This is a genomic window from Planobispora longispora, from assembly GCF_016863135.1.
Taxonomy (GTDB): domain Bacteria; phylum Actinomycetota; class Actinomycetes; order Streptosporangiales; family Streptosporangiaceae; genus Planobispora; species Planobispora longispora.
Map to the genome: position 1 here is coordinate 106,692 of NZ_BOOH01000028.1, position 17,421 is coordinate 124,112.

The following is a 17,421-nucleotide window of genomic DNA, read 5'->3' on the forward strand; positions in this document are numbered from 1 at the left end:
CAGCGGCGCGACACGCCTTCCGTTAAGACACGCCCAACCCGCTTGCGCGAAGGCAAGCTGTCACTCAAAGTTTCATAGTGAACACGGAAAGTGGGGGATGGTCTGTGGGCACGCGGGGCTGGGGAACGAGAATGGCGCCGGCGCTGGGAGTGACCGCCGCCGCGGTGGTGGTCATGGTCACCGCCACGGGCGTGCTCATCGCGGGGCGCGCCGCCCCCGAGCCGGGAGCGGCCCGGGCGGAGGCGGCCACGGTGCGGCTCGCCTGGGAGCAGGGCGCCTGCGTCGAGCGGGAGAGCGGCAGGTTCGAGCTGGCCGCCTGCGGGGAGGCCGACGGGAAGGTGATCTCTCTCGTCGGCGCGGAGGCGGCGGACTGCCCCGTGGAGACCGACGAGCTGGTCAGGGTCAGGCCCCTGCCGGGCGCGGGCGGGACGCACGCCCAGGCGGTCCCGCGCAGCCCTGAGCAGGGCCGTACGGCATGCGTGCGCAGCCTCCGGCCGCCGCACCCCGGAGACCCGGGCGGCGGCGGGGGGACGCTGCGCGCGGGCGACTGCCTGGCGCTGCGCGGCGGAGAGCGGCCCTGTTCCGCGCCCGGGTGGTACGGCAAGGTGCTGGCCGTGGTGGACCGGGCGGACGCCTGCCCGGCGCGCGCGCTCGACGCGCTGGTCGTCGGCGAGCGGGAGGTCGCGTGCCTGGGCGGGGGCGGTCGGATGCTCCGGCTGGGAGACTGCGTGGCCCGGCCCGAGAGCCGCCTGGTGAGCCGCGAGGCGCTCGTCAAGGCGCCGTGCGGCTCCGCCAGGTCCTGGGCGCAGGTGACCGGCAGGGCGGCCACGCGGGGCCGCTGCCCCGAGGTCTCCGACCGTTACCTGCGGGTCCGTGAGCCGGGCGTCCAGCGGCCGGTCACCTGCCTGCGGCGGACAGCACTTCACGGTTCCCCGTAAACTCAGATCACGTGAGCCTGAGCATCGGCATCGTCGGATTGCCCAACGTCGGTAAGTCCACGCTTTTCAACGCGCTGACCAAGACCGCCAACGCCCTGGCGGCGAACTACCCGTTCGCCACCATCGAGCCCAACGTGGGCATCGTCGGTGTCCCCGACGCGCGCCTGGAGAAGCTGGCCGAGATCTTCGGCTCCGCGAAGATCATCCCCGCGAAGGTCGAGTTCGTCGACATCGCCGGGCTGGTCAAGGGAGCCTCCGAGGGTCAGGGGCGGGGCAACCAGTTCCTCGCCAACATCCGTGAGACCGATGCGATCTGCCAGGTCATCCGGGTCTTCAGCGACCCGGACGTGACCCACGTGGACGGCGCGGTCGCCCCGGAGCGCGACATCGAGACGATCAACACCGAGCTGATCCTCGCCGACCTGCAGACCCTGGAGAAGGCGATCCCGCGCCTGCAGAAGGAGTCCAGGACCAACAAGGACCGCAAGGCCGCGCTGGACGCCGCCGAGGCGGCGTCCAAGCTCCTCGACGGCGGCACGACCCTGTACGCCGGGGCCAAGGGCGCCGGCATCGACCTGGCGGACCTGCGCGAGCTGCACCTGCTGACCGCCAAGCCGTTCCTGTACGTCTTCAACCTCGACGCCGACGAGCTGGTCGACGAGGAGCTGCGGGCCCGGCTCTCGGCGCTGGTGGCCCCGGCCGAGGCCGTCTTCCTCGACGCCAAGATCGAGTCCGAGCTGGTGGAGCTCTCCGACGAGGAGGCGCTGGAGCTGCTGCAGTCCGTGGGCCAGGAGGAGTCCGGCCTGGCGCAGCTCGCCCGGGTGGGCTTCGAGACGCTCGGCCTGCAGACCTACCTGACGGCCGGTCCGAAGGAGACGCGGGCCTGGACGATCCGCAAGGGCGCGAGCGCCCCCGAGGCGGCCGGGGTCATCCACACCGACTTCCAGCGCGGCTTCATCAAGGCCGAGGTCGTCTCCTTCGACGAGCTGGTGGAGGCGGGGTCCATCGCCGCCGCCCGGCAGGCGGGCAAGGCCCGCATCGAGGGCAAGGACTACGTGATGCGCGACGGCGACGTCGTGGAGTTCCGCTTCAACGTGTAGTCCCCCGCCGCGGGCTCCTCTCCCCGGATCTCCCCGGCGCTCCTGGAGGGGGGACCCCCACCCGTGATCGGGGCTCACGCGGGGCGTGGAGCGCGTCCAGCCGGCCCGCCGGAGCCGATGTCCCCGCGAGGGGACATCGGCATTCCCGGCTCCGCGGCTCGCTGGACATCCGCGGGACGGCGGCGCAGGCTGCGGGTATGAGCTCCCACAGACGCGAGACCCCCGAACCCGCCGATCCGCGCGAGGCGGGCGGCCTGCCTCTCCAGGTGCTGGAGCAGATGGATCCCGACCTGGTGCGGAAAGTCCTCGGCGCGCGGCTGCCCCGCGCGTGGACGCTCCAACCCTGCACGGGCTTCGATCCGCCTGACTGAACCCGCCCTCCTCCCGGTGGCCGCGCCGGCCCTCCCCGGTCTCCGTACCGCCCTCCGCGCCCCGCCGGTCCCATCCGGGACGGCCGGGCCCTTCCCCGGGAGCGGACGGAGACGACGCGTCGTGACGCTGCGTCACACCTCCCGGACGGCCCCTCTTTCAAAGGCGCAGGTCGCGACACTCCCGGTGCGCTATGGATAGCAATGGGTGGCGTTTCGGTAATCAACGCCTGCGCTGGCCAGGGGCGATGTGTTCCTTTCGTCCCTCTGGAGGGGGTAACCGCTTCCGCCCCGTCTCAGATCCGGTTTGCTCAGTGAGGGCGATGCCTGCAGCATGGGCGTGGTTTTCCTGGAAGAATCAGCTGAGCGGTTAGGGTAATTGCCTCACCATGGCTAATGGGATCGGGAGTAATACGACACCGCGCCAGCCGGGGGAATCGGCGCGAGCGGAGGCGTGATGGCTCGAAGGTCAGCGGTCCAGCGGGATCCTCGGATCTCCGATGACCCCGAGCTTTCGGCATACCCGGATGCGTTCGACGATCCCGAGCCCCGGAGCGCCCCGGCCCGCGGGCGGCGCGTGCCGCGCCGCGGCGGCTGGTCCGGAGGCGGCGGTCGCTGGCTGGTGTGGGTCGGCCGCGCCATCCTCTGGGCGTTAATCGTAGTTATCGTGGTGAATGGGGTCCGTGCGCCTTTTGAGAGGTTCACTCGGCAGGGTACGGCGAATCAGCCTGCCGCCGCCCCCGCCGACCAGGGATTCCCCGTCACCCAGGCCACCTCTTTCGCCAGCCAGTTCGCCGCCGTCTACTTGAATTTCGACGCCGTGCGCGCCTCGGAGCGGGCCGGCAGGCTGGCGCCTTTCCTGCCCGACGGGGCCGAGCCGCAATTCGGCTGGGACGGGCTCGGCAGGATGAGCGCCGGGGCGATCCAGCCGTACGGCGTGAAGGTCGAAGACGCGCAGAACGCCGTGGTGACCCTGGTGTTCCAGGCGGGCAACCGCCGCCAGCTGCTCTCCGTGCCGATCTTCCACGACGGCGAGACGAAGAGGTTCGTGGTCTCCGGGCGGCCGGGCATCCTGCCCGCCCCGGCCGCGGCGGCCCTGCCCGCCGAGGGCGAGCCCCGGCGGGACGCGACCGCCGAGCAGGAGCTCCGCACGTCCATGGCCAACTTCTTCAAGGCCTACGCCGCCAGTGACACCGCCTCCCTGCAGCAGTACGCCGCGGCCGGGGTCACCCTGGAGGGGTTCGGGGGCGCGTTCACCTTCGTGGAGCTCAAGGATCTCGTCGTGCCGCTCAGCAGCGAAGCCAACCGGAAGGTGACCGCCACGGTCGTGTGGGGCGTGCCCGCCGGCGGGTCGCCGACCGCGGAGCCCGCCGCGGGAGATCCGGGCGACATGAGCGGGAAGCTGGAGCAGTCTTATCTTCTCTCCGTGGTCAAGCAGGGCGACAAATGGTTCGTCCAGAGCATCAGCGGCGCCGAACGGTCTGTGGGGTGACGCATGATCGAACGGTGCCAGTCCACAGTGAACAGAGCCCCCCTGGCCGGCGAGCCGGCGGCGAGGCGGTCCGCATGCCGCGGGCCCGTCGCCCGGCGCGCGCGGTCATGAGCACGGAGGACGAGAAGTGACCTTGAAGACCATCCTGCTGAGCGTGATCGACATGAGTGCGATCGACCTCGCCCAGCAGCCGACCGGCCAGCCGACCGCCCCACCGGCCGGCGTGAACACCGAGGGGCTGGCTGACTTCCTCCGCCGGTTCTTCGCCCCGCTCTTCCTCGTCATCGTCTCCGTGGTGGCGCTGTTCTTCCTGTTCACCCGTGAAATCACCAGGTTCGTGCAGTTCATCATCCTGGCCATCGCCATCGGTGTGATCTTCTACGTGCCCAACATCATCGAGGTGACGGCCAAGGCGATCGCCGGAGCCTTGGGGATCACAGGAGGCTGAGAGCGCACCTGAAGGCACGGGACGGCGAGCGGCGGAGAGGAGGAACGGGTGGACCTGCCCACATATACCAATATCTGGCGTATTGAGAAGCGGCTCTACAAGCTGTACGACCTACGGCTGCCGATGCCGCTTCCGATTGTCTGGATCGGTGTGTTCGTGGGTGTGATCGCGCCCTGGTCGCTGCTGCTGTACCTGGTCGGCGTGCCCTTCGACGCGCCCTGGCACGTGGTCTACCTGGTGCCGCCGGGGGTGGTGACCTGGCTCTCGACCCGCCCGGTGATCGAGAGCAAGCGGCTCACCGAGCTGCTCCAGTCGCAGGTGCGCTATCTGGGCGAGCCGCGGACCTGGTGCCGGATGGCCCCGGAGGCGGAGCCCGCCGAGATCACCCTGACCGGCCGGGTCTGGCGGGCGGCACCCCGGCAGGCCGCGCCGGCCCGCGTCAAGATCGCCCGCAAGGCCCGCCACGCGCAGCCCAAGCGGGCCGCCACGCCGTCCCGGGCGGTCCGTCCCGCGGTGGCGGCGGCCGCGGCGGCCGCGGCGGGAGCCCCGGTCACACGCGACCGCGTCGTCTGGGGATCGGCGCACGCTCCCCGCAGGGGCGCAGCCCCCGCCCTCGGCCAGGCGGTCGCGGCCCCCGGCGCTCCGGCGGCCCCGATCACCGGTGCGTCCCGGATCGGGGCCCAGGAGAGGCCACCGGCCCCGGAGCGGCCGTTCGCGCCGGTCTCCGAGACGCCCGCCGCGACGCCGGAGCGGCCGTTCGCCTCGGTTTCCGAGACGTCCGTTCCCGAGACGTCCGTTTCCGAGACGTCTGCGGCCGTGGTGCCGGAGCGGCCGTTCACCGTGATTCCCGGGACGCCCCCGGCGGCGGTCTCCGAGACGTCCTCGCCTCCGTCGGCCCCCGCCGCTCCGGCCGCTTCCGTGGCTTCGGAGTCTCCGGCCGCCCCGGGGCCCCCGGTCACGGACGCAGGGAACGCCGCCCCCGGATCCAAGCCTTCCGCTCCCGCTCCCCCCTCCGCGCCCGCTTCCCCCGAGACCGTCGGAGGCCGACCGGCCGGGCGGGCCACCTCGGTCGACACCGAGGCGCTCCGCCGCCTGCGCAGGCTGGCCGCCGCCACCGGGACCGACCGCTTCTCCCCGCCTCCCGGCCCGCCTTCGCCTCCGGCTCAGACGCCCGGAGTCCCCGCGGGCGGAGACAGGGCGCCCGCCGCGCCGGACAGGGGTCAGGCCGCCGCACGCGGCGTGGACGAGACCCCGGCCGCTTCCGGGCGGGAGGAGGCGCCCGCCGCATCGGAGGGGAGCCAGGGCATCGCCGGGCAGGGTGCGGGTGAGACGCCGGCCGCCTCTCGGCGGGAGGAGACGCCCGCCGAGTCCGCGGGGAGGGAGGCGGCCGTCCGGAGGCTCGCCGGGTCTTCTCCGGCGGAGCCCCGATCCGGGACACGGGCGGAGACGGACGAGAGCGTCCTGGCGCAGCACCGGAAGGGACAGCCGCCCGTCGGCGGGGAGGGGAAGGTGTGGCCTCCGACGCGGCCGGGGCTCGTGCCGGGCAGCTCGGGGCTCGTGCCGGGGAACGCCATGAACGTGTCGATCCGGGCCGTGCCCCGCGGCGGCGCGTCGCAGCCCGACGCGCCGCCGGTTCCCGTGCCCAGGCCCGGACAGGGCGAGACCAGGGTCCGCCGGGTGGAGTCGGTCGTCGGCCGGGACTCCGAGGGCGGGTGGCGCCGCCTGGCCCAGGTGGTGATGGGACCGGGCGGGGGCCGTACGGACGGATCGGAGGTCGACGAGGCGCGGGCCAAGGGGGTCTTCAGCGGCAGCCGCAGAGTGGTGGTCCTGGGATGCACCGGCGGCGCGGGCCAGACCACGACGGCGCTCATGCTCGGCCACACCCTGGCCCGTTACCGTGAGGACCGGGTGCTCGCGGTGGACGCCGGCACCGGGTCCCACGCCCTGTCCTCCCGGATCCAGGCGGAGTCCCCCGAGACGCTGAGCTCCCTGCTGGCCGGTCTGGACGGCGTCCACGGCTACCTGGGCATGCGCGCCTACACCAGCCGCTGCGCCTCCGGCCTGGAGGTCCTGGCGGGTGACGCGGACGCGGGCGCCGAGCAGCGGATGGCCGATCGCGGGCTCTTCTCCGACCGGCGGCTCGGCCGGGCCATGGACCTGCTGGACGCGCACTACAAGCTGATCGTCATGGACCCCGCGGCGGCGCTGGCCGCCCGCGTCCTGCCCCACGCCGACCAGCTGGTCCTGGTCGTCCCGGCCAGCGAGGACGGGCCGGACGCGGTCGCGATGACGTACGAGTGGCTCGACGGCCACGGCTGCGCGGACCTCCGCCGGCGGGCCGTCCTGGTCGTCAACGGAGTGAGTCGCCGGAGCATGGGCGACGTGGAGCAGGCCGAGGCGGTCGCCCGCGGCAGGTGCCGGGCGATCGTCCGGGTGCCCTGGGAGGACGAACTGGCTCCCGGAAGGGCCGACCGGGTGGAACCGTCCCACCTGCGGGCGCCGGGGCGCCGGGCGTACCTCGCGCTGGCCGGTGTGGTGGTGGCCGGTCTCGGAGCGGCACGGACGGCACGCATGAGCGAGGAGGAAGTGGCCCAGTGATCCCCGGGGCGCGAGAGAACACGGAGAAGGGCCTGTGAACGAGCGAGCCGGTGAGAACGGCGGCCGGAGGCCCGCGCGGCCGGCGCGGGAGGACCTGTGAGCGAGCGTGGCGAGCGAGCCGATGAGCACGGCGGCCGGAGGCTCGTGCGGCCGGCGGAGGAGGGCGGATGAGCCGCGGGTCGAGGACGCGCAGCCGTCTCGCCGTCCGGTACTTCGACGACCGGATCCTGCTGACCGACTCGTCGGCGTGGGCCTACTTCCGGCTGCCGACCGTGAGCTACGAGTTCGTCACGCCCGAGGAGCGGGAGGCCCTGGCCACCAACATCACGATCGCGCTCGCCGCGATCAGGATGCCGGACGCCGAGGTCCACCTGCGGGTGGCGCACCGCACCTACCCGGCGGCGGAGTGGGCGATGGCGCTCAACGCCACCTCCGACGAGGGCCCCGGCTGGCGCGACTACCTCGAGGAGATGTACCGCCACGTCTGGGCCAAGGACTTCTGGACCAAGGAGGTCTACCTCGGCGTACGGCTCGGCCAGCGCGGCGTGCAGCTGGGCACCGGGGTGTTCGCCCAGCTCTTCGGGTTCTACCAGCGCAGCGAGAAGGCCCTGGGCATCGAGGACGACCAGATCCCCAAGACGGAGATCGCCCGGTGGACCGACTCGGCCGAGCGGCTCGGGCGGGCGCTGGGGGCCAGCGCGCTCTACGCCCGGCACGCCACCTCCACCGAGCTCGCCTGGCTGTTCCAGCACGCCGCGACCGGTTCCCTCGGCGACCCGCCCGCCTCGGCGAGCCCGAAGCGGCGGTGGGGCAAGGGGGAGATCGAGTCCCTGGTCGAGGGGCAGATCCACAACGGCAGGTCGCTGCTCAGGGTCGAGCAGCCGCACGGCGACTCCTACGTCGCCCACCTGTCGTTCGCCCGCTTCCCCGACCTGATGCCCTTCCCCGACGGCGAGCCGTGGATGCACTACGCCGACCAGCTGCCCTTCCCGGTCGAGATCAGCTCCAGGATGCGGCTGATCTCCCCGGTCAAGGCCAGCAAGGACGTCGCGCGCAAGCTGGCCCACGCCCGGGACATGGACATCCACATCCGGGAGGCGGGCGCGGAGGCGCCGCTGGCCCTGGCCGAGCAGATCGACGCGGCCCGGATGCTGGAGCACGGCATCACCAAGGAGCGCCTGCCGTTCGTGTACGGCTGGCACCGGCTGATCGTCTCCGCCCCGACCGAGGAGATCTGCGTGCAGCGGGTCGAGGCGGTCGTGGAGCACTACCGCGACATGGGCATCGACATCGTCAACTCCACCGGCGACCAGTTCTCGCTGTTCTGCGAGGCGCTGCCGGGCGAGCGGGTGCGGGTCAACGCCTACGCCCAGCGGCAGCCGCTGCGGACCATCGCGGGCGGCATGGCCACGGCCACCGTCGATCTCGGCGACCGCGAGGACGAGACGCACGCCGGCTGGATGGGGCCGTACATCGGGGAGACCCTGGGCCGGGCCCGCAGCATCGTGCACTTCGACCCGCTGGTGGCGGCGGCCCGCAACCGGCCGACGGCCATCGCGATCACCGGTGAGCCGGGCGGCGGCAAGACGACGCTGGCGCTGCTGATGATCTATCAGATGGCGATGCGCGGGGTCACGGTGGCGGTGATCGACCCCAAGGGGGACGCGGAGTCCCTGGTCCGGCTCCTGCGGGAGCGGGGCAGGAAGGCGCGGATCATCCCGCTCGGCTCGGCGGCGCCCGGACTGCTCGACCCGTTCTCCTTCGGCGACGATCTCGCGGCCAAGAAGACGATGGCCACCGAGACCCTGCGCCTGCTGCTGCCGCGCATGTCGGAGGAGCGCGAGTCGGCGATGATCCAGGCGGTCGCGGCGGTGTCCAACGGCGACGACCCGTCGCTGGGCAAGGTCGTCGACTACCTGGAGCGGGCCGAGGACGCCGCCTCCAAGAACCTGGGCGCGGTGCTGCGCTCGATGTCGGAGATGCACCTGGCCCGCCTCTGCTTCGACCCCTCCGGCGGCGACCAGATCGACACCGAGGGCTGGACCACGGTCTTCACCCTCGGCGGGCTGACCCTGCCGGACGCCGTCACCGGCCGGGACGACTACTCCTACGAGCAGCGCCTGTCGGTGGCGCTGCTCTACCTGGTCGCCCAGTTCGCCCGGGGCCTGATGAACGGCCTGGACCGGCGGACGCCGAAGGCGATCTTCCTGGACGAGGCGTGGGCGATCACCTCCACGCCGGAGGGCGCCAAGCTGGTGCCCGAGGTGAGCCGGATGGGCCGCTCGCGCAACACCGCGCTCGTCCTGGTCTCGCAGAACGCCGGCGACCTGCTGAACGAGCAGGTGACGAACTGTCTGTCGTCGGTGTTCGCCTTCCGTTCCACCGAGCGGGTCGAGGTGGAACACGTGATGGCGCTGCTCGGGGTCGATCCGTCCGAGGAGCACAAGGCGGTGCTGCGCTCGCTGGGCAACGGTGAGTGCGTCTTCCGCGATCTGGACGGCCGCGCGGGCCGTATCGGGGTGGATCTGGTCTCCGGCGAGCTGCTGCGCTGGCTGGACACGAACCCCACCCATGAGAAACCCGACGAGAACGTGCATGATCTCTCCGGGGGCGACAGAGTCGGCAGGTCGGGGGCTACGGCGCTGGAGGTGGGTTCATGAAGGGCTCCGGCCAGGGGCTGAGGCGTCTCCTCGGGAGAACCGCCCCGGGAAGGCGATCCGCCGGGCGGCGGGACGGACCGGACGGTGAGCCGCAGGGCGGGCCGGACGGCACGCGCCCCGGCGGGCGAGGGAAGCGGCGGCCGGGCGGATGGCGCAGGCGGATCGTCGTCGCGCTCGTGGCGTTCACGGCGTTCGCGGCCCTGCCGCTGGTGTTCCCCACGGGCGGGTCCATCGCCGCCGCGGCCCCGTGCGACCTCTCCCCGGACCTGGCGCCCGAGGTCGTCGGCGCGGGCGTGGACGGCCTGGTCAAGCCGCCGCCTCCGGAGGGCGCGGCGCAGGCCCCCGCGGTCCGGACGAACTACGGCACCTACGGCATGAGCGGCCTGTACTGGCACACCCACGAGCTCGGCTGCGACGACGTCGCCGCGGTGCTGGGCAACGCCTGGGCCAACACGGTCTTCTCCTGGGCCAAGGCGCTGGACCGGCTGACCATCACGACCTACCAGGCCGCGACGACCGAGGGACCGCTGGAGTCGATCAAGAACGTCGTCGACGACATCGTGCAGCGGCTCTCCGAGGCGATGTACTGGCCGTTCCTGCGGCCGGTGGTGATCCTGGGGGCCATCTGGCTGGCGTGGTACGGCCTCATCCGCAAGCGCGCGACCACGACCGCCGAGGGCGTCATCTGGATGGTCCTGGCGGTCACCGTCGCGGTCTGGTTCTTCAGCCGCCCCGGCGACCTCACCGGCCTGGGCAAGGTCGTCACCGACAAGACGGGCGAGGTCGTCAACTCGGCCTTCTCCGGCCTGCCCGGCGCGGGCGGGGCCTCCTGCCTGCCGGCCAAGGGGGAGACCAGCCCGCAGGCGATGGCCGGCGGGTACGGCCACAGCGGCACCCCGGCGGTGGAGCAGAACGCCGACGCGCTCTGGTCCACGCTGGTCTGCAAGCCGTGGCTGATGGGCCAGTTCGGCACCGCCGACGCCAACGCCCCGGTGATCGGCGACTTCGGTTCCAAGCTGCTGGACATCCAGGCGATCGACGCGGCCGAGCAGAAGGCCGCGCAGCTTCCCAGCAGCAGCGCCCACCAGGCGCGCTACGAGGAAGAGGTCGCCCAGTACCTGAAGACCACCCCGATCTACTTCCTCTTCCAGGGCAAGGACTGGACCAGCCGGCTGGGCATCGCGATCGGCGCGCTGATGGCCGCGATGGTCGCCGGAGTGCTGATCTTCCTGGTGGCGGTGTCGCTCCTGGCGCTCAAGATCGGCTTCTTGCTGCTGCTGATCCTCGCGCCGGTCTTCCTGCTGATCGGCGTCCATCCGGGCTCGGGGCGGATCATCGCGATGCGCTGGGTGGAGATGCTGATCGGCACGCTGCTCCGGCAGGCGGTCCTCGCCCTCGTCCTGGGCGTGCTGGTGTACGGATACGCGCTGATCATCTCCACCGCCATGCCGTGGGGCATGCAGGTCATGTTCATGGCGCTGCTGACGATCGCGGTCTTCTTCTACCGCCGGCCGTTCCAGCACCTGTTCGCCTCGATGGACGGGCACACGTTCACCACCCGCATGCTGGGCGAGGCGGCCTCCGCGCCCACCCTCCAGCGCGCGGCGGGCGTGCTGCCGCCGGTCGCCGCGGCACGGGTGGGCCGGTGGGGCATGCGCAAGGCCGAGCCCATGCTGCAGGCCGCCGCGCTCGCCGGCGGAGCGTCCGCCGGGGCGGCGGCCGCCGTCGCCCAGGGCAGGGCCAGGGGCGAGGAGGGCGGTTCGGCGGGCACGCCGTCGGGCACCCGCGTCCCGGTCACCGCGCAGCCCGCGCCGCTGGACACCGACGCCGCGTCGGGCGGGCGGCGCAAGAACGTGGGCCGTCCGGTCACCGCCCCGCGCACCGGCGCCGCGCCGCCTCTCAACCTCTCCGGGAACCGTACGGCGGGCGGGTCCGGCGGTCGTGCGGCGGGCGCCGTACCCCCGGCCAGGACGGGCGGCTCGGGCTCCGCGGGCGGGTCCGGCGGCTGGTTCGGCGGCCGGTCCGGCGGCGGCTGGTCCTCTCCGAGCGTCTCCCGATCCGGCGGGTCCGCCCCGCCGCCCTCCTCCGGCGGCTCGCGCGGCTCCTCCTCCGGCTCGTCCGGTTCACGGGGTTCGGGCGGGAGCATCTTCGGTGGCGGCGGTTCGCGTGGCTCGTCGGGCGGCGGTTCGCGGAGCGCCAGGTCCGGCGGCTCCTCCGGTTCGTCCGGTTCGCGAAGCTCGGGCGGGAGCATCTTCGGCGGCGGTTCGCGGGGTGCGTCTGGTTCGGGCGGTTCGTCTGGCTCCTCCGGTTCGCGGGGCTCAGGTGGCAGCATTTTCGGCGGCGGCGGCGGCGGTTCGCGCGGCTCGTCGGGGAGCGCCCCGTCCGGTGGCTCCGGGCACTCGGGCCGCTCCTCCGAGGCGCCTCCGCTCTGGCTGACCAGCAGGTCCGGCCGGGGCAGGCAGGCCGATGACGCGCCGGTGCCGTTCTGGCTCCGGCCGTCCGACCCCGACAAGGACTGACCATGGCCGAGGGCGGAAACCGCCGGGGGCTCGTCTTCGCCGTGCTCGTCGGGGTGCTCGCGCTGGTCGGGGTCTACCTGACCATGTCGGATCCCGGGGGCGGCGGGGAGGACCGGGCGGACCCCGCGGGCGTCGGCCGTACCGCGCCCGAATCGTCGGCGCGCGCGACCGCGGAGCCGCCGCGCCCGGCGGCGACGGCCAGCGACGCGCCCTTCGACGTCTACTCCTACCTGCCGATGAGCAGGCGGGAGCTGTCCGCCGCCGCCGACTACGCGCGGCGCTTCACCGCCGAGTACGGCACCTACGACCACCGCGAGGACCCGGTGGCCTACGGGAACCGGCTGCGGGGCTACGCCACGGCGGAGTTCGCCGAGGTGCTGGTGCGGGCGCGCACCTCGACGGCGTTCGTGGAGACGAACCGGACCGACGAGGTGGTCTCCGCCGGTTCGGCGACGGTGAAGGAGATCCGGCAGATCCAGGAGTCCTCGGTGGTCTTCGTGGTGGCCTGCACCGAGCGCGTCACCTCCAAGAGCGGACCGAGGGACCGCACCGACGAGTACGCCGTCACGCTCATCCCGGTCGGCGACGGCTGGCGGGTCCACGACCTCCAGCCCGCCGACTCAGGCCAGGAGGGAGACGACCAGATCACGGGGGCGAGCGAGTGAGCCGGGACAGCGGCAGGAGAGGCCGGATCACGCTGATCCTCGCCGTCGCGGGGCTGTGCCTGATCGCCCTGATCATGGCTCCGATGATGATGGTGAGCACCTTCCCCTCGTTCACCGGCGGCGGCGGCTTCCCCGACTGCGAGGAGAACGCCCGGCAGGTGGACGACCAGTCCGAGACGGCGACCTCCGACATCCCGCAGGAGTATCTCGAGCTCTACCGCGAGCACGGCGAGAAGATCGGCGTGCAGTGGAACGTGCTCGCCGGGGTCGGCAAACGGGAGACCGACCACGGGCGATCCACCCTCCCCGGCGTGCGGAGCGGGACCAACCACGCCGGGGCCGCCGGGCCGATGCAGTTCCTGATCAGCACGTGGGGCGGGCAGGCGAAGATCAAGATCCCGTCCGAGTTCAACGGGTACGCCTCCGACGGCGACGGCGACGGCTGGGCCGACGTCTACAACCCGGCGGACGCCATCCTCGGCGCGGCCAAGATGCTCAAGCGCAACGGGGCGCCGGAGGACGTGCGGCGGGCGCTGTTCGTCTACAACCGGGCCTGGTGGTACGTGGACCAGGTCATGGAGATCGCCGCGAAGTACGCCAAGGACGGCGCGGTCAGCACCCCGCCCGAGGCCGAGCCCGCCTGCGACCCGCCCCTGGTGGCGGCGGCGCCCGACGACGTGGTGGCCGGGATCCTCAGCTACGCGCTGGCGCAGCGCGGCAAGCCGTACCTGTGGGGCGGCACCGGGCCGGACGCCTTCGACTGCTCGGGGATCATCTACATGGCCTACCGGAGCGTCGGCCTGTCCATCCCGCGCACCACCTTCGGCCAGTGGCCGTTCGGGGTGGAGGTCCCCGCGGGTCAGGAGCAGGCCGGAGACCTCGTCTTCTTCAACTCCGGTCCCGGCACCGGCCCCGATCGCCCCGGGCACGTGGGCATGGTGGTCACGCCGGGCAAGATGATCGAGGCCAGGTGCCGGCTGTGCGGCCCGATCAAGGTCACCACCTACCGCGACCGCTCCGGCATCGTCGGCTTCACCCGTCCCCTGCAGAACCCCTCCGTTCTGGCCCAGCTGGAACTGAAGAGGCAGGGCTGAGATCCGTTCCGAACCGAGCGGTCCCGTCATGGGACAGAATCAGACCCCATGAGGAGAGTCGTCGTGGGGGCTGCGATCGTGGACGGGAGCGGCAGGCTTCTGGCCGCGCAACGCGCCGAGCCGCCGGCGCTGGCCGGGGGGTGGGAGTTCCCCGGAGGGAAGGTCGACCCGGGCGAGGACGACCACACGGCCCTGGTCCGGGAGTGCCAGGAGGAGCTCGGCGTCCTGATCGAGGTGGGGGAGCGGGTCGGCGGCGACTGGCCGTTGAGCGAGGGCTACGTCCTGCGGGTGTGGCTCGCGACGATCACGCGGGGGGAGCCGGAGGCCAAGGAGCACCTGGGGCTGCGCTGGCTCTCGTTGGACGAGCTGGACGCGGTGGCCTGGCTCCCGGCGGACCTGCCGATCGTGCACGCCGTGCGAGACCGGCTCCTCCAGGATTGAAATGTAGCGCACCGTGACATAACAGTTACGGGGCGTAATGTGTCGCGCGCCCGTGTCGGGGGATCGGAGACGTGCGGTGGGCGTAAAGGGCGGATGGCTGAAGCATGCCCTGGTCGTGTCGGCGATGGGGGCGGGGACGATCACAGTGGGCGGCGCGTCGGCGGGCGCGTTCGGATACGACGATCCCGTCCCGGCCTGTCTCGCCCAGGTGTCTCCGGTGTCCGAGGGGGGAACCCGCCCGCTGTGGGCCTGGGTGCCGCTGAGCGACACGACGGGGTTCTGGGTACGGCTGGAGCGGCCGGATCCGGAGGCCGCGGAGGCCGCGGGGATCGCGGAGCTCGGGGGGTCGGCGGGCCCGATGTGGTCCGCCTGGCCGGAGATGCCCGGCGGGGCGGCCGCACTCGAGGAGCTGGACGCGCCAGGCGAAGCAGACGGACCCGGCGGAGCGCACGCACCGGGTGGACCGTACGGGCCGGGAGCGGGTGAGCCTGGAGCGGGTGAAGCGCACGCACCGGGTGGACCGTACGGGCCGGGAACGGGTGAGCCTGGAGCGGATGGAGTGCGCGCGCCCGGTGGACCGGGAGGGGCCGGGGCGTCGGAGCCCGGCGCCCGGCCCTTCCCGACGGCCGACCCGGGACTTCTCCAGTGCCTTCTGGAAGCCGGAGTCGTCATCGCGGGCGGCCCGGGCGGGGTCCCGTCCGTCCCCCCGGTCTCGCCCGCCTCGCCGTCCTCGGAACCACCCGCTTCTCCGTCCGCTGAGCCGTCCCCGGAGCCGTCCCCGGAGCCGTCCGCGGCGGGGGAGAACGCGGGCCCCGGCGAGCGGCCGAAGGTCGCGCCGGTGAAGGACCGGCCCGGGCGGCCCCGCGACGGCGAGGGAAGGAACAAGCAGGTCCGTCCGCGCGGCGACGCCGGTTCCGCATCGGAGAAGCAGCGGCCCAGACGGCCCCGTGACGGCCGGGGCGGGAACACGGACCGGAACCCGGGGCCCGCCTGGCCCGGCCGGGGAAGCCCCACCCCCACGCCGTCGAGCTCCGCGAGCTCCGCGGGCTCCGCGGGCTCCGAGAACCCCGCAGCCCTCGGTGACCTGAACGCCGACCCGACGGCCGCCCCGCCCGTCCCCACCCCCGCACCGGCGCCCGTGCCCGTGCCCGTGCTCGTGCCGCCGGGGTGGACCGTGATCGGCCAGGCGCCCGCACCGGCCTGGAACGCCCCGTCGATCCGGATGCCGTCGGCCGTGCCCTCCCAGGCCGCGCCGGAGGGCCGCCCGGATCCGGAGGAGCCCCTGGGCGCCCCGCTGCCCCGGGAGATCCACCCCGCCCCGACGGCGGGGCCGCAACAGCAGATGGAGGTCGTGGGACAGTCGAGCCCGATCCTGGCGGGAATCCGGGGCCTGCCCGTCGCGGGGGTCGCGATCGGAGGACTGCTCTGCCTCCTGTGGCTCCAGGCCCGCCTCCGCCGGGGCCGGAGGTTCTGACGCCTCTCCCGCTCCGGGAAGGGACCCGGGGCCGGACGTTGGGGACGCGTGTTCCTGCCGGCCCGATCGAGGAGGTTCGATCCATGCGTGATCGGGCAGCCGGATGTCACGGATCACGGTTCCGCACCGGAGACCGGATTGTGATCTGTAGGGTGAAGAGTACTTTGCTGTTACTTTTCCCTGACTAGTATTTTCTCGATGTAGGTAGATCGCTCGGGGAAGCGCACGGAGGCACCGGTGACGAGATCTCGCCGTACGGCAGCACTCTCGGCCGTGTTCGTATCCCTCGGTCTGACCGGCGCGGTCACGCTCGCCGCCGCGTCGCTGGCCGGCTCCGGTCCGGCGGACGCCGCCACGCGGGCCGTCCTCGCCGAACCCCCGCAGATCCCGGGGTGCGACACCGAGGCCGATCCCGAGTGCGAGGAGCCGACCCCGACCGTCACGGTCACGGTCACCCAGACCCCCGGCGAGCCCGAGCCCAGCCCTTCGGCCACCTCGCCGGATCAGACGACGGTCACCGTGAAGGTCACCGTCACGCCCACGCCGACCAAGGCCCCCGCGAAGACCAAACCCCCGGCGACGACCAAGCCTCCCGCGGCGACCTCCGCGCCCCCGCCGGTTCAGGCGCCGACCTCCGCGCCCGTCGTCGAGCCGCCGCCGACGACCGCCTCGACGCCCGAGGACGAGGTCGTCTTCCCGACGACCACGCAGGCGCCCTCCCTGCTCCCGACGGCCTCGCCGTCGCCCGAGGTGAGCGGCAGCACGTTCGACGACGACTCCGCCGCGGTGCCGTACGAGATCCGCAACGCCGACTCGGAGTACGACGCGACCACGCTCAGCCGCCAGCTCGGCATCCCGGCGCTGATCCTGGTCCTGCTCGTGCTCTTCGCCGTCCTGATCTTCGAGGGCAGGCTGCGCCGCATGGCCCACGCCGCCGCCGTCCGCCGCGCCGGTCCCCGCCCCGCGGGCGCCGAGGGCTACCCCGCGGGTCCGGGCTACGCCTCCATGCCGGGCCTGCACGCGGTCTACCAGGGCGGTACGGCCTACGCCCCGATCATCAGCTTCGTCCCGATGCAGATGTACCCGCCGGCCTACCCGGAGGGCTATCCGACCGAGCAGTACCCCCAGCCCCACGATCCGGCGGCCTACGCGCCCCCGCAGCCCGGTCCGGACGCTCCGCCCGCCTTCCGGGACCAGCCCCCGCAGCCCTTCCACGACCGGACCCCGCCGGCCTTCCACGACCAGGCCTCGCCGCCCGCCGGCTCCGAGTCGTCGTGGTTCTCCTCCCCGCCGCACCCGGGCCCGTTCCCCAAGGATCCTTCGCTCCAGGACCCGCCCCCGGGAGCCTCGCCCCCGGACAGGTTCCCCCAGGACCCGGGCCTCCCCCCTGCCGGTGGTCCCACCGACCCCGCGGCTCCCGAGACCTGGTTCGTCCCCAGACCGCACGACGGTCCCCAGGGCCCCGGCGATCTCCCGATCGGTCCGCCCCAGGGCCCCGGTGGTTTCCCCGCCGGTCCGTCCCAGAGGTTCGGCGACTTCCCCGCGGGTCCGCCTCAGGGTCCCGGTGACTTCCCCGCGGGTCCGCCTCAGGGTCCCGGTGACTTCCCCGCGGGTCCGCCTCAGG

12 protein-coding genes and 1 pseudogene are annotated in these 17,421 nt (G+C 73.2%); all 13 read left to right on the plus strand.

What is annotated here, in order from left to right:
* Positions 1-131 precede the first annotated feature (131 nt).
* Positions 132-938 carry a hypothetical protein gene (locus tag Plo01_RS18685; protein ID WP_203891906.1) on the plus strand — a complete coding sequence of 269 codons (807 nt, stop codon included), beginning with the start codon at positions 132-134 and terminating at the stop codon, positions 936-938.
* 11 nt (positions 939-949) lie between these two features.
* Positions 950-2,038: a redox-regulated ATPase YchF gene (gene ychF, locus Plo01_RS18690; RefSeq protein ID WP_203891907.1), complete on the plus strand. Its 1,089-nt coding sequence runs from the start codon at positions 950-952 to the stop codon at positions 2,036-2,038.
* A gap of 197 nt (positions 2,039-2,235) precedes the next feature.
* Positions 2,236-2,409 (plus strand): hypothetical protein, encoded by a 174-nt coding sequence (locus Plo01_RS18695; protein WP_203891908.1) that lies wholly within the window; start codon positions 2,236-2,238, stop codon positions 2,407-2,409.
* Positions 2,410-3,073: 664 nt separating this feature from the next.
* The gene (locus Plo01_RS18700) at positions 3,074-3,898 is read left to right on the plus strand and encodes a conjugal transfer protein (RefSeq protein WP_239316610.1); all 825 of its coding nucleotides are present in this window, start codon (positions 3,074-3,076) and stop codon (positions 3,896-3,898) included.
* 127 nt (positions 3,899-4,025) lie between these two features.
* Positions 4,026-4,346 (plus strand): hypothetical protein, encoded by a 321-nt coding sequence (locus Plo01_RS18705; protein WP_141704251.1) that lies wholly within the window; start codon positions 4,026-4,028, stop codon positions 4,344-4,346.
* Between the two features lie 48 nt (positions 4,347-4,394).
* Complete coding sequence (locus Plo01_RS18710) at positions 4,395-6,944, plus strand: TcpE family conjugal transfer membrane protein (RefSeq protein ID WP_203891910.1); 2,550 nt, start codon at positions 4,395-4,397, stop codon at positions 6,942-6,944.
* A 167-nt stretch (positions 6,945-7,111) separates the two neighbouring features.
* Positions 7,112-9,604 (plus strand): ATP-binding protein, encoded by a 2,493-nt coding sequence (locus Plo01_RS18715; RefSeq protein ID WP_203891911.1) that lies wholly within the window; start codon positions 7,112-7,114, stop codon positions 9,602-9,604.
* A gap of 176 nt (positions 9,605-9,780) precedes the next feature.
* Positions 9,781-12,123, plus strand: a complete 2,343-nt coding sequence (locus tag Plo01_RS18720) for a type IV secretion system protein (protein ID WP_239316612.1) — start codon at positions 9,781-9,783, stop codon at positions 12,121-12,123.
* Positions 12,124-12,125: 2 nt separating this feature from the next.
* Positions 12,126-12,788, plus strand: coding sequence for a hypothetical protein (locus tag Plo01_RS18725; protein WP_203891913.1), 663 nt, complete (start codon positions 12,126-12,128; stop codon positions 12,786-12,788).
* Complete coding sequence (locus tag Plo01_RS18730; RefSeq protein ID WP_239316614.1) at positions 12,785-13,882, plus strand: C40 family peptidase; 1,098 nt, start codon at positions 12,785-12,787, stop codon at positions 13,880-13,882. The genes Plo01_RS18725 and Plo01_RS18730 overlap by 4 nt, the downstream gene beginning before the upstream one ends.
* A 48-nt stretch (positions 13,883-13,930) precedes the next feature.
* Complete coding sequence (locus tag Plo01_RS18735; protein ID WP_203891914.1) at positions 13,931-14,323, plus strand: (deoxy)nucleoside triphosphate pyrophosphohydrolase; 393 nt, start codon at positions 13,931-13,933, stop codon at positions 14,321-14,323.
* 838 nt (positions 14,324-15,161) lie between these two features.
* Positions 15,162-15,797 (plus strand): hypothetical protein, encoded by a 636-nt coding sequence (locus Plo01_RS18740; protein ID WP_203891915.1) that lies wholly within the window; start codon positions 15,162-15,164, stop codon positions 15,795-15,797.
* A gap of 237 nt (positions 15,798-16,034) precedes the next feature.
* A pseudogene (locus Plo01_RS18745) lies at positions 16,035-17,421 on the plus strand (hypothetical protein); the annotation flags it as partial.

Coding starts and splice junctions, on each gene's coding strand:
- Plo01_RS18685 (WP_203891906.1), top strand. CDS start 132: ATGGCGCCGGCGCTGGGAGTGACCGCCGCCGCGGTGGTGGTCATGGTC.
- Plo01_RS18695 (WP_203891908.1), top strand. CDS start 2,236: ATGAGCTCCCACAGACGCGAGACCCCCGAACCCGCCGATCCGCGCGAG.
- Plo01_RS18715 (WP_203891911.1), top strand. CDS start 7,112: ATGAGCCGCGGGTCGAGGACGCGCAGCCGTCTCGCCGTCCGGTACTTC.
- Plo01_RS18725 (WP_203891913.1), top strand. CDS start 12,126: ATGGCCGAGGGCGGAAACCGCCGGGGGCTCGTCTTCGCCGTGCTCGTC.
- Plo01_RS18735 (WP_203891914.1), top strand. CDS start 13,931: ATGAGGAGAGTCGTCGTGGGGGCTGCGATCGTGGACGGGAGCGGCAGG.